This is a genomic window from Gracilibacillus sp. JCM 18860, assembly GCF_055395245.1.
In genome coordinates this window covers 1,439,915-1,452,997 of sequence record NZ_AP043868.1, presented here as the reverse complement: position 1 = coordinate 1,452,997, position 13,083 = coordinate 1,439,915, and the positions used below count along the sequence as shown (strand labels likewise).

The 13,083-nt window shown below is 36.1% G+C and carries 11 protein-coding genes; 10 read left to right on the top strand and 1 reads right to left on the bottom strand.

Translation table 11 applies throughout. The features are described 5' to 3' along the window. Positions 1-126 precede the first annotated feature (126 nt). The 6 genes from yhbH (at position 127) to ACZ5R4_RS07535 (ending at position 7,082) form a co-directional block, all read left to right on the top strand. On the top strand, positions 127-1,275 hold the full coding sequence (gene yhbH / locus ACZ5R4_RS07560) for a sporulation protein YhbH (protein ID WP_109985547.1): 1,149 nt from the start codon (positions 127-129) through the stop codon (positions 1,273-1,275). A 289-nt stretch (positions 1,276-1,564) separates the two neighbouring features. Beyond that, positions 1,565-2,746 carry a NupC/NupG family nucleoside CNT transporter gene (locus ACZ5R4_RS07555; RefSeq protein WP_109985546.1) on the top strand — a complete coding sequence of 394 codons (1,182 nt, stop codon included), beginning with the start codon at positions 1,565-1,567 and terminating at the stop codon, positions 2,744-2,746. Positions 2,747-2,843: 97 nt separating this feature from the next. After that, on the top strand, positions 2,844-3,386 hold the full coding sequence (locus ACZ5R4_RS07550) for an LOG family protein (protein WP_464368285.1): 543 nt from the start codon (positions 2,844-2,846) through the stop codon (positions 3,384-3,386). A 54-nt stretch (positions 3,387-3,440) separates the two neighbouring features. Then, positions 3,441-4,865, top strand: a complete 1,425-nt coding sequence (locus tag ACZ5R4_RS07545; RefSeq protein ID WP_464368284.1) for an aldehyde dehydrogenase family protein — start codon at positions 3,441-3,443, stop codon at positions 4,863-4,865. 180 nt (positions 4,866-5,045) lie between these two features. After that, on the top strand, positions 5,046-6,119 hold the full coding sequence (locus ACZ5R4_RS07540) for an undecaprenyldiphospho-muramoylpentapeptide beta-N-acetylglucosaminyltransferase (RefSeq protein WP_109985545.1): 1,074 nt from the start codon (positions 5,046-5,048) through the stop codon (positions 6,117-6,119). Between the two features lie 132 nt (positions 6,120-6,251). Beyond that, complete coding sequence (locus ACZ5R4_RS07535; RefSeq protein WP_109985544.1) at positions 6,252-7,082, top strand: aldo/keto reductase; 831 nt, start codon at positions 6,252-6,254, stop codon at positions 7,080-7,082. Positions 7,083-7,209: 127 nt separating this feature from the next. Here the strand turns inward: ACZ5R4_RS07535 and ACZ5R4_RS07530 are convergent, their stop codons facing one another. Further along, the gene (locus tag ACZ5R4_RS07530; RefSeq protein ID WP_054861376.1) at positions 7,210-7,758 is read right to left on the bottom strand and encodes a carbonic anhydrase; all 549 of its coding nucleotides are present in this window, start codon (positions 7,756-7,758) and stop codon (positions 7,210-7,212) included. Positions 7,759-7,933: 175 nt separating this feature from the next. Here ACZ5R4_RS07530 and ACZ5R4_RS07525 point away from each other — a divergent pair, with 175 nt between their 5' ends. The 4 genes from ACZ5R4_RS07525 (at position 7,934) to ACZ5R4_RS07510 (ending at position 13,063) form a co-directional block, all read left to right on the top strand. Then, the gene (locus tag ACZ5R4_RS07525) at positions 7,934-9,898 is read left to right on the top strand and encodes a S8 family peptidase (protein WP_464368283.1); all 1,965 of its coding nucleotides are present in this window, start codon (positions 7,934-7,936) and stop codon (positions 9,896-9,898) included. 163 nt (positions 9,899-10,061) lie between these two features. Further along, the gene (locus tag ACZ5R4_RS07520) at positions 10,062-10,883 is read left to right on the top strand and encodes a S1C family serine protease (protein WP_109985543.1); all 822 of its coding nucleotides are present in this window, start codon (positions 10,062-10,064) and stop codon (positions 10,881-10,883) included. A gap of 273 nt (positions 10,884-11,156) precedes the next feature. Then, positions 11,157-11,888 (top strand): RNA polymerase sigma-I factor, encoded by a 732-nt coding sequence (sigI, locus tag ACZ5R4_RS07515; protein WP_109985542.1) that lies wholly within the window; start codon positions 11,157-11,159, stop codon positions 11,886-11,888. Next, positions 11,885-13,063 (top strand): anti-sigma-I factor RsgI family protein, encoded by a 1,179-nt coding sequence (locus tag ACZ5R4_RS07510; RefSeq protein WP_464368282.1) that lies wholly within the window; start codon positions 11,885-11,887, stop codon positions 13,061-13,063. The genes sigI and ACZ5R4_RS07510 overlap by 4 nt, the downstream gene beginning before the upstream one ends. Positions 13,064-13,083 lie beyond the last annotated feature (20 nt).

The window sequence follows — 13,083 nt, the reverse complement described above, 5'->3', positions numbered from 1 at the left end:
AGCAAATGGGTTGGTGAAGTCTTTGATAATTTGGACATTAGAATAGATGAAAAAATATCGTGAAATACTTAATCATTCTGCCAAAACTTGCATACAATAAAATAATACAAGCAGAGGAGGGGAAGGATGACTGATTATAATTTTGTTATAGCGGAAGAGGATTGGTCCCTCCATAGAAAAGGGTTTGACGATCAGAAGAGACATCAGGAGAAAATAAAGGATGCCATAAAAAAGCGCTTACCTGATATCGTCAGTGAAGAAAACATTATTATGTCTCGAGGCAAGGACATTATTCGTGTTCCTATTCGCTCATTAGATGAGTATAAAATACGATACAACCAGTCGAAGAATAAGCATGTTGGTCAAGGAAATGGTGATAGTAAGGTAGGAGACATAGTAGCTCAAGACGGTACACCACAAAAAGGTCAAAAAGGGCAAAAAGCAGGTGACAAACCTGGTACAGATTACTATGAAGCAGAGGTGGATTTTGAAACACTGGAAGAAGCATTCTTTCAGGAATTAGCTTTACCTAATTTAGAAGAAAAAGAGAAGGATAATATTACGATAACAGATGTTGAGTTTAAAGATATTCGTAAAAAAGGATTAACCGGAAATATAGATAAGAAAAGGACAATGCTTGCCTCTTATCGTCGAAACGCATTAGAAGGTAATCCGTCGTTTACTCCTATTTATCCTGATGATTTACGATATAAAACCTGGGATAATATTATTAAACCTGAATCTAAAGCGGTCGTTCTTGCCATGATGGATACAAGTGGGTCAATGGGCCAATTTGAAAAATATGTAGCTAGAAGCTTTTATTTCTGGACTGTACGGTTTTTGCGGAAAAAATATGAATCAGTAGAAGTCGAATTTATTGCCCATCATACGGAAGCAAAAGTAGTGGATGAAGAATCCTTTTTTACGAAAGGCGAGAGTGGGGGAACAATTTGTTCTTCAGCCTATCGAAAAGCACTAGAATTAATTGAAGAAAAATATCCTCCAAGCAGATATAATATCTATCCATTTCATATATCGGATGGAGACAATTTAACCTCTGATAACCGAAGATCCCTTGAGGCTGTCTCAAAATTATTGGAGCATGCAAGTTTATTTGGATATGGAGAGGTCAATCAATACAACCGTTATTCGACATTAACTCAGGCTTTTAAAGACATTGATCATCCTCGTTTTAAGCAATTTATTTTACGAAATAAAGAAGATGTATTCTATGCAATGAAACACTTTTTCCATGAAGAAAAAGCTATCCTATAGGGTAGCTTTTTTTTATATATTTTATTATCAAAATTGCCCAAATATTGCGAAAATAATTCGAAATGTAAGAGAGTGTAACATTTTTCTCTCTTGTTCAACAAATATCATAAAAATCATTGCAATGGCACACTTTAATATAGTATAAATTAAAGTGTACCTTTTTTAGAAAAAGTCGACTTTACCTTCTAAGTATGAAAATGATCAGATTTAAGTCCATTTTTCTTGTGATATGGTTATCCATACAATATAAAGGGAAAGATTAGAAGAAAGAGAAAAGGAGGAGCTATAATTGGGAATTTTATTAGGTATTATTGCTATTATTTTAGTGTTAGCGATTGCTTATGCAATGAGTAATGACAGGAAAAACATTAATTATCGTGCAATTGTCATTATGTTAATCGCACAGCTAGTTACTACATGGTTTATGTTTATGACATCCATTGGTGCAGCTATTATTAATTGGATTTCCAGTGTATTCAACAAGTTGATTGAATTTGGAACAGAAGGGGTTAATTTTGTTGTTGGAGGAATTGAGGGAGAAGGGGTTTTCTTCTTTAATGTTCTATTAATTATTATCTTCTTTGCCACATTGTTATCTGTGCTTACTTACCTACGAATTTTGCCAATTATTATTAAATATTTTGGGGGACTCATTTCCAAAGTAACTGGGCTTCCAAAGGTGGAATCATTCAATGCGGTAAATAGTATGTTTTTTGGTCAATCAGAAGCATTGCTTGCGGTAAAATCTCAATTTTCAAAATTGAATAATAATCGCCTATATATTGTAAGTGCATCGGCAATGGGATCTGTTTCTGCATCGATCATAGGATCCTATATGCAAATGCTTCCAGCTGAATATGTTCTTGTTGCCATTCCCTTAAACATGTTTAGTGCCCTTATCATTGCATCCATTATTGCACCAGTTAAGGTAGGGGATCATGATGATGAGATCGATGTAAAGAATGTTTCAGAATCGAAAAGCCTTTTTGAAGCAATGGGAAATGGTGCATTAGATGGTGGGAAAATAGCCTTAATCGTAGCTGCAATGCTGATAGCTTTTATTGCATCACTAGAAGCGGTGAACTGGGTAATTCAATTTATTTTTAATGACATTACTTTAGAGCAAATATTAGGTTATATCTTAGCTCCAATCGGCATATTAATGGGGATCTCTCCAAATGAAGTAATCGAAGCAGGAAGTATTATGGGAACGAAAATTATTACAAACGAATTTGTTGCAATGCTTCAGCTACAGCCATCAGTAGATACATTCTCTGAAAAAACTGTAGGAATTGTTACTGTCTTCCTTACAAGTTTTGCTAACTTCTCTTCTATTGGTATTATTGCAGGTACCGTACAAGGAATTGATAGTGAAAAAGGAGCAGCCGTATCGAAGTTTGGTTTCAAACTATTGATCGGGGCAACGTTAGGTTCCATTCTATCTGCAACAATTGCTGGATTATTTTTATAAAATTAATAGCTTGACATATACTAAAAAAGCACAAATGTTTACTAAACATTTGTGCTTTTTAAATAGGATTATAGCTAGTAAAGGAAGTGATGGTAGGATGAAGCATATTGCGGTTTATTGTGGCTCGAGAAAAGGTAAGTCTTTAGCTTATGAAGAGGGGGCACGTGAGCTTGGGAAGGAATTGGCAAAACGAAATATTACCTTAATTTATGGAGGCTCAAGTACAGGATTAATGGGGTCTGTTGCCGATGCAGTCCTAGATACAGGCGGTAAAGTGATTGGTGTGATCCCTAATTTTTTTGTTGAACAGGAGGTAGCTCATCAGAATTTAACAGAGCTAATTACTGTTGAGTCCATGCATGAGCGAAAGGCAAAAATGGCAGAATTAGCAGATGGATTCATTGCGTTACCTGGTGGTCCTGGAACCTTAGAGGAATTATTTGAAATTTTTACATGGGCTCAAATTGGTATCCATCAAAAACCAATTGGTATGTTAAATATACAACAATATTACCAACCATTGGCAAAATGGTTAGATCATATGGTATCAGAAGGATTTATGAAAGAGGAATTTCGATCCTTAGCGATGTTAGAAGATGAGCCGGCTTTTTTAATAGATAGGTTTATCAAGCATGTTTGAAAGGATGGATACGTGGAATAACCTTAGTAATCAATAAAAAAGAGGTGTCAGATGATGGATAAATATGGATTGTACATAGACGGAAAATGGATCAATACAGAAGATACATTAGAAGTACTGGATAAGTATTCACAGAAACCATTTGCAAAAGTATCAAAAGCATCTGAAAACGATGTGGATCTGGCAATTTCTAGTGCATTGGAGGCATTCGAAACAAAAAATCTATCTCCATATGATCGGTATAAAATCTTGCAAAAGAGTTCAGAATTATTGCTCGCAAATAAGGAGGATTTAGCCAAAACGATTGTTCTAGAAGCTGGTAAGCCATTAAAGCAGGCGCGTAGTGAAATAGATAGATCAGCTCAAACCTTTTTAATAGCCGCAGAGGAAGCCAAAAGAATTCATGGTGAAGGAGTGCCTGTAGAGGCAGCACCAGGTTCAGAGAATCGACTTGCTTTTACTATAAAGGTACCTGTAGGTGTAGTTGGCGCCATCAGCCCCTTTAATTTCCCATTAAATTTAGTAGCTCATAAGGTTGCCCCGGCACTTGCAGCAGGAAATGCTGTTGTATTAAAGCCGGCAAGTAAAACACCTATATCCGCCTTGAAGCTTGCAAAAATTCTTGAAGAGGCAGGACTTCCAGCTGGACTTTTACAAGTCTTGGTAGGTTCTGGTTCTACTGTTGGAAAATTAATGATGGATGACGAAAGGATTGCACTCTATACATTTACCGGAAGTGCAAAAGTGGGACTTCAATTAAAACAAGAAACTGGTCTTAATCGGCTCATTTTAGAATTAGGCAATAATTCGCCAGTAATTATCGATAAAGAGGCAGACCTTAATCATGCGGCTAAGACACTAGCTGGTCAAAGCTTTGCCTTTGCTGGACAAGTGTGTATTTCAGTACAAAGAATTTATGTGCATGAAACGATTAAAGACATTTTTTTAGAGAAATTGATCTCTGAGATTAACCAATTACAGGTTGGAGATCCTAATGATCCCGAGGCAGATGTCGGTCCAATGATTGATGTAAAAGAAGCAGAGCGAGCAGAGAAATGGATTCAAGAAGCAGTAGAAAAAGGAGCAAGAATTGCTATTGGTGGGGAAAGAGAGGGGGCTTTATTAAAGCCTACCATTCTTACGAATGTGCAGCCTCAATTTAGGGTAGTGTGTGAAGAGATTTTTGCGCCTGTCGCAAGTGTGATTCCATTCCATGATCTTGATGCATGTATTCGTGAAGTAAACCAATCAGATTATGGCTTACAAGGCGGAATTTTCACGCAAAACCTTGACACAGCGTTTTATGCAGCTAAAAATGTAGAGGTTGGCGGTTTTATGATAAACGATGGTTCCCAATATCGTGTTGATTTAATGCCATATGGTGGAGTAAAGGATAGTGGAAACGGAAAGGAAGGACCAAAATACTCCATAGAAGAGATGACAGAAGAACGTTTGATTGTAATGAATTTGAGAAAATAATTAAAGTGAAACCTGTTTCCATCATTTGGAGCAGGTTTTTACAGTTCTCCCATACATACTTACTTGCGTGATTAGAATAAGTATAAGTATAATCATTAATAGCTTCGTTTATTATAAAAAGCATTATTTTATATACATAAATGTAACAGAATGGTGAAGATAGGAGAGGAAGAAACTCTAATGAATAGGAAACAAATAATATTTACAGGTGGAGGAACAGCTGGGCATGTCATGGTTAATATGGCCATTATCCCTGAGTTTATTAAAGATGGGTGGGATGTGGACTATATTGGTTCAAAAACTGGAATAGAAAAAGAGTTAATTGCAACAATAGAAGGAGTAACTTATCATCCGATCTCTACTGGAAAGCTGCGAAGATATTTTTCAAAGGAAAATTTCAAGGATCCGTTTAAAGTGTTAAAAGGGACTTTACAAGCTTATCGCATTATTGGGAAAAAGAAGCCTGCCGTGATTTTCTCCAAGGGTGGTTTTGTCTCTGTACCAGTATTAGTTGCAGCAAAAATGAGAGGAATACCTGCAGTGATTCACGAATCAGATTATACACCGGGGCTTGCAAATAAGTTAGCAATGCCATTTGCTAAAAAGATTTTGGCGACTTTTCCTGAAACGATGAAATATTTACCCGAGAAAAAAGCGGAATGGATAGGTGCAGTAGTACGTGAGGAGCTATTTAATGGTAATCGGAAAAAAGGTTATGAGTTAACTGGACTGGATAGCCGTAAGAATGTATTGCTGATAATGGGTGGAAGTGCTGGATCGAAAAAGATAAATGATGCCATCCGGGAAGGCTTAGATGAACTACTTTCTGATTTTCACATTATTCATATTTGTGGCAAAGGTTTGGTCGATGATTCTATTAATCGAATGGGCTATGTACAATACGAATATGTACAAGGCGAACTAAAGGACTTCTTAGCTATTACGGATCTTGTGTGCTCTAGAGCTGGTGCTAATGCTATTTTTGAATTTTTGGCATTACATAAACCGATGCTTTTGATTCCATTATCATTACAAGCAAGTAGGGGCGATCAAATTGTTAATGCACAATCATTTGCGAAGCAAGGATATGCCAAAGTCTTAGAGGAAGAGAATGTGACGAAATCCACATTAATTCAATCATTAAAAGACTTAAGGCAACAAAAATACGATATAAAAGATAAGATGAACGAATATAAGGTGAGTGAAGCAAAACAGAAGGTGATGGATATCATCTTAGAACAAGCAAAATCATAAGTAAAAAAGCAATCAGTGTTACCGCAATTCTAATTTAAGTTTAAAGAGTGCTAAACCTATAACAGACGGCAAAGAATTGCTAATAAGAAGAGAACTAAGTTTTTTTATAAAATAAAAGGAGGCGTTTTATAGATGGGTTTGACAGACACATTAGTATTAAATAATGGTACAGAAATTCCAGCCATCGGATTAGGTGTTTATAAGGCAGAGCCAGGTGAGGAGGTATATCAGGCGGTTCGCTCTGCACTTGAAATTGGCTATCGTCATATTGATACTGCTTCGCTTTATGCAAATGAAGAGGATGTAGGGAAAGCCATTAAGGATAGTGGTATATCAAGAAATGAGATTTTTGTCACAACAAAGGTTTGGAATGATGAACAAGGTTATGAGAACACAAAACAGGCAATGGCAAACAGCTTAAAACGATTGCAGATGGATTATGTTGATCTCTATCTAATTCACTGGCCCGTACCAGGTAAATTTACGGAGACATGGAAGGCGCTAGAAGAATTATATCGTGATGGCAAAGCAAAAGCGATTGGAGTGAGTAATTTCTTACCACATCATCTAGAGGATATGTTGAAAGAAGCTGAAATTAAACCTGTTGTAAATCAAGTTGAATTACATCCACAGCTTCAACAAAAGGAGACAAGAGACTTTTGTCATGCACATGACATGTTAATAGAGGCATGGGCACCTCTTGGAAAAGCACAGTATTTTGATCACCCTACTCTTCAAGAGTTAGCGAAAAAGCATGGGAAAACACCTGCCCAAATAATTGTGCGTTGGCAGTATCAGAGTAAGATCATCACGATACCAAAATCTGTTCATAAAAATCGTCAAGAAGAAAATGTGGACATTTTCGATTTTACATTATCACAAGACGATATGGATAAAATCGCAGAAATGGATATCGGGAATAGAATCGGTAAACATCCTGACAAATTTGATTATGGTGTTTAGAACAGATTTTTAGGCTAAGCTATTCTAAAAAAAGTCCAAAGTGACCCATTTTAAAATGGATTCATTTTGGACTTCTTTTTCGTTCATACAAAACATCTAGAATAATCCCGGCGCATGTTGCTTTTCATTAATATCCTTTTTTCACTAAATCAAGTTTACCTGTGGCTGGGTCGATTACTAGACCATGTACTGGTACATCCTCTGGCAATAATGGATGGTTTTCAATAATTTCAACCGATTTCTTGACAGATGCCGCTGGATCCTCAAAGCCAACCAACCATTCATTTGGATCTACTTTTAGTTGATCAATGGCCGATTGTTCAATTCCTCTATCCTTCGTTAATTCAAGAAAAGCATCTGAATCGAAGTTCGTCATACCACAGCCGTGGTGAGCAATGACAAATACTTCGTCTGCTTGAAGTGCATGAATGGCCACTAATATACTTTTCATTGTACTATCATAAGGATCATCTAAAATTGCCCCAGCATTTTTGACCATTTTGACATCACCATTTTTTAGGTTTAATGCTTTTGGTAAAAGTTCAACGAGTCTCGTATCCATGCAAGTAAATACAACGGCACGCTTATTCGGAAACTTGTCTGTAACGTAAGCCTCATATTTTTTGTCTACTACAAACTTCTCGTTGAATGAAAGAATTTCATCTAATAACATGATGTCCATCTCCTTTTTTCTATACATAAATATCATAATACAATTTTCGGCAGGTTTCAAACCTGTTTCTAATCGTCAAACTATTACTCTATGAAAATTGACGAATTGTCTATTAAACTTTAATATTAAAAGAGATATTCGTAGGCAAATGATCCTGCACAGAAGAGGAGAGGAAATTTTGAAACATGTAAATTGGTATAGAATGGTCGTAATGTCCGTTTTCGCTTTCGCTTTCTTTCATTTATTTATACCTATGACGAGTGCACAAACAGAAGAAGAAATGATCGATATTATTGTTACATATAATGATAGTGTACCTAATAATAAAGAACTATCAAAAAACTATCATGTGGAGAAATATGAAAATGAGCGTAACCTCCATAATTTATCGATGAAAATAGTCACAGTGCCAACTACAGAAATGGAAAAATTTAAAAAAGACCCAAATGTAAAGTCTGTTTCCATCAATCAAAATTATACGATAGATATTGCGGAAGAAAATCCTCAAGCTACGATAAATGAGACAAACTTAGAAATGATTGGGGCAGATGATGCACATAGGCATAAGCTTACTGGTGATAATGTGAAAATCGCTATACTAGATACAGGCTTTGCTAAGCATGACGATTATCAAATAAAAGAGGGCTTTTCAGCCATTAACGAGAATGAGGAAGAGAATAGTAACACAGAGGAATATGATGTTGATTACGAGGGACACGGCACACATGTGGCAGGAATTATCGGGTCAAGTACTTATGGAGTAGCACCAGATGCAGATCTTTATGGTGCAAAAGTATTTGAATACGATGAAACAAAAGGAAAAATAAAAGGTAACTCGATTGATTTAATTCAAGCGATTAGTTGGGCGATTGAAAAAGAGGTTGATATTATCAATATGAGCTTAGGAACACCAACAGAGGATGAAGCTGTTCATGAGGCGATAGTAAAAGCTTATGAGGAAGGAATCCTACTAGTTGCTGCAAGTGGAAATAATGGTGGAGCTGTAGAGTATCCTGCTGCCTTTGAAGAGGTGATTGCAGTTTCAGCAGTGGAAAGTGATCAAAGTATTGCAAGCTTTTCTGCAACAGGTTCAGAAAATGAACTAACAGCACCTGGGGTTAATATTACTAGTTTGTCTACGGAAAATAGCTATACCCAAAACAGTGGTACTTCCCAAGCAACACCACATGTAACTGGAATCCTAGCGATTCTGAAACAAAAATTGCCTAATCATTCGGCAACTGAATTAAGAGAATTAGCACAAAATCTCGCCAATGACTTAGGGCCACAAGGTCGTGATTCTGAATACGGTTTTGGACTTGTACATTACTCTGATAAACCACCAGTGATTGCATATGAGGGGGAAAAGGATACGTTAACAATACCAGTTGGCGAGCCCTTTGATTTTCCTGAGATAACGGCAACAGATGATTTTGATGAAACGGTTCCGGTTGAGAATGTACTAACAAACAATGCGACAGGGGAAGAAATTGCGTGGGAGGAATTCTCCAAATCCCCAGCTATAGGAGAATATACACTTCAAGCTACTGCTGTTGATTCTGTAAAAAATACGGATCGACTTGTCCTAAATATTATCGTCAAGGAAGATACGGAGGCTCCGATGATCACTGGCGTGGAGGAGGACCACATAACCATCGCTTACGGAGATAAATTCACTTTTCCAGAGGTACAAGCAGTAGATAATATAGATGAAAATGTTGAGTTATTATTAACCATTAAAAATAGTGATGGAGAAACAATAGAGAAGAATGCCTTTTCCACCAAAAAACCAGGAGAATACCAATTCCTTTATCAAGCAACAGACGATAAAGATAATTTCTCTGAGCATCTAATAAAAGTAACTATTCTGCCGGAAGAAATGAGGGAAGACAATCAAACAGTAGAACCAATAGTAAACAATAAAGAAGAGGAATCAGTAGATGCAGAACCTACTTCCAACCAGCCTGAAAATGACGCTGACGTAGTAAAAAGTGAAAGAGAACGAAATATTGCAGACAATAAAGAGAGCCAAATGAACGAATTACCAGACACCTCCAGCTTCTTTGGTAATTTTATTTTAGCAGGACTCGCCCTTCTCTTGGTTGGGTTGGTTCTCATACGAAGGAAGAAAAGAACTCTGTAAATGAATAACAAAAGTATAGGAACGAATCCGGTCGAATTATCGATCGGATTTTTCTGTATTAAACATTTAATAAAGAAGCATTTACCAAAAATCCTAATTCCCACTATTCCTGTGAAAAGTGTTATAATCTATTCTAAGTATGTTGTGTAAGGTGGGTGATGTAATGCGAAATTCGGATGACAAGGAATGGGATATCATAGATGAGGATTTGTATGAAGAACTGAGTGCCGAAGAAATGCTCGAATTATTAGAAGAAGAACGACGACAATTATTAGAAAAAGAAGAGCAAAACGAAAAAAAGAAAAGAACACTTCATATTCCAAAATGGGCATTAATGTCTATTGTTATCGCCATGTTTATCCAGGTTATCGCTATTTTTCCACAGACCTTCTCCATACCCGCCATTGATTTTATTAGAACCTCCACTATATTAATGCAAGACGACCAAGTGAACCAATATCGCGAAGCAGTTGTTGTTATCGAAGGAGAAAACAACAAGGGAACAGGTTTTGCTATTTCTGAAAATGGGTATATCTTAACGAATTATCATGTCATAGAATCACAGCCGACTATAACTGTAGCTTTTGAAAAACAAGGGCTTTATCATGCAGAAGTAGTCAAGGCTTTACCAGAAATAGATATTGCTTTATTGAAAATAGACGGGGAGAAGCTACCATTTCTTCGTTTAGCGGATAAAGTGACAGAAAAAGATTATCAGAATGTCTTATTTATCGGAAATCCACTACGTTTTAATGGAATTGCCAATAAGGGCCAAATTATTGGGACAACACAACTAACAGATTGGAATACCCCTGTGTATATGTTAAATGCCCCTGTGTATAGAGGAAATAGTGGTAGTCCAGTATTAAACCAAGCAGGAGAAGTAATAGGTGTCGTATTCGCAACGATAAATCACGAACAGTATAGTAAAGTAGGTCTAGCAATTCCAATAGAAGAAATTAACAACCAATTACCGGTTAGGTAGGTAAATTTTCATAAAGATATCGAGTGTTTTACCGCAACGTGACTTTTATACTAGGTTTTGAAAATGAAATTTAATGATTTGTAATGAAAGCATGGTAGCACTGTAACTTTGTTATCAATTAAACTAGAACAGTGTAAAGTTTTTATTAAAAGTTGGTGAATGAAAATTGTTACAATATAAACAACTAGATAACATTCTCAAAAATATTATGGATAATACAGCCAAAAATAATATAAATATAGCGAAAATTATAAATGCTGGTGGTGATCTACAATGCTAGAGAACCAGTTAGCAAATGAAATAACATTAGAAGATCAGATCGAAATGATACAAAGAGGTGATGAGCAGCTAAAGAATGATATAATTAAAGCATATCAGCCTTTTATCGCGAAATGTGTATCCGAAGTATGTAAAAGGTATATTGAACAATCGAGTGATGATGAATTCAGTATCGGTATGATTGCCTTCCATGATGCTATGAATATGTATTCAAGAGAAAAAGGAACGTCTTTTCTCGCTTTTTCGCAGGTGATTATTAAGCGAAAAGTAATTGATTATATAAGAAAAGAAAAAAGGCAGTATATTGTTCCATCCCTTGAAAACATGGAGGAAACAGAATTTAATCAGACACCTCAAGAGATTAAAGAAGCAACACGTATTCATCAATTAAAGATGGATGCATGGAACCGACAACAGGAAATACTAGAATTAACGAGGCAATTAAAAGCATATAAAATAACGTTTCAAGAATTAACGCTTATTTCACCGAAACACCAGGATGCAAGGGAATCAGCAATGTTTGCTGCGAATATTCTAGCGAAAAAAGAAGCCTTAAGGGAATATGTATTGACTAAGAAAAGGGTTCCAATAAAAAAATTACTAAAGGAAGTTCCAGTAAGTAAGAAAACACTAGAAAGAAACAGAAAATATATTCTGACTATTTTTATCATCTTAACTGGTGATTTCGTTTACTTGAGAGAATACCTTGAGGGGGTAGATCCGTGAAAAAAGGTATTATTGTGGAACATAAAAAAAGGTATTCCATTGTCATGGACAGGCAAGGATTGTTCCACAAGGTTAGGCCATTACAAAAGGAAGAAATTGGGATGGAAATCCAATTTAAATCTAAATCCTACATATGGGATCATATATTGCCACTATTTAGAGGAGTACCGTTCAAAATCGCTACAATGGCCATTATATGTGTTTTACTTTTAAGTCCTATATATTTATGGGTTTCGAAGGAAGACGTATACGCAGTAGTAAGCATTGATATTAATCCAAGTATCAATGTGTCGATTGACCAAAACTTTCAAGTTTTGAAATTAGAGGCGCTAAATGAAGATGCAAAGCAGGTTGTTAGTCAAATTAATTGGCAAAACAAATCATTTTTTATAGTATCTGAAAAAATTATTGAATTATCCCAAAATACTTTTGAACTTTCCAATGATTCTCCTGTTTTAATGGCGATTAGTTATCTTCATCAAAAAAATGAGAAGAATATGATGGATGAACTTAATCAGTATTATGGGGAGAATCAACATGAGATGGCGATATATGAGGTAAAGGAAGCAATTAGAAACGAGGCTCAAAAAGAACAAAAGTCAATGAATGAGGTTGCGGCACAGGAACTAGAGAAAGAGGCAACGGCTATTTCGACATCTTCGGTAGAGGAGAATGAGGAGTCACTTCCTGATTTGGATGAAGAAGAAGAAGAACTTATTCATAATTTTTACCAAGATCATCTAGAGGAAGACGAAGACGATAGCGATCCTGTACCTGTTGAAAGCGAAAAAAGTAAAGAAACAAACGATTCTGTTGCCACTCTGTTACCTCCACAAGCTAATGATCAAGCAAGGGAAAATAACGCAATAAAGGGGCAGAACTCCCAGAAGCCTGGTCTTGCAATGAGCCAAAACAAAGTTAAAGATACAATAAACGAACGAATACCTGAGCATGCGAAGAAAAAAAGCCGTGTGAACCAAAACAATAGCTATACTAAACAGATCAGTCAAAGTAAAGACAACCATAAGAAGCAAAAAGCTAATCAAAAGAAACAAGAAAGTCGACCAAATGTCAACAAGAAGAAACAAGAAAAAAAATTTAATTCCAAAGCTAATCATAATGCAAAGAATGGAAAATCAAACGCTGCTCCTAATTCGAGAAGGGCATATCCATAATCTTTATTTGTTCCTAACCG

Excerpts from the sequence above, each read along its gene's own strand:
- ACZ5R4_RS07535 (WP_109985544.1), top strand. The coding sequence starts at position 6,252 with ATGGGTTTGACAGACACATTAGTATTAAATAATGGTACAGAAATTCCA.
- ACZ5R4_RS07520 (WP_109985543.1), top strand. The coding sequence starts at position 10,062 with ATGCGAAATTCGGATGACAAGGAATGGGATATCATAGATGAGGATTTG.
- sigI (WP_109985542.1), top strand. The coding sequence starts at position 11,157 with ATGCTAGAGAACCAGTTAGCAAATGAAATAACATTAGAAGATCAGATC.
- ACZ5R4_RS07545 (WP_464368284.1), top strand. The coding sequence starts at position 3,441 with ATGGATAAATATGGATTGTACATAGACGGAAAATGGATCAATACAGAA.
- yhbH (WP_109985547.1), top strand. The coding sequence starts at position 127 with ATGACTGATTATAATTTTGTTATAGCGGAAGAGGATTGGTCCCTCCAT.
- ACZ5R4_RS07550 (WP_464368285.1), top strand. The coding sequence starts at position 2,844 with ATGAAGCATATTGCGGTTTATTGTGGCTCGAGAAAAGGTAAGTCTTTA.
- ACZ5R4_RS07540 (WP_109985545.1), top strand. The coding sequence starts at position 5,046 with ATGAATAGGAAACAAATAATATTTACAGGTGGAGGAACAGCTGGGCAT.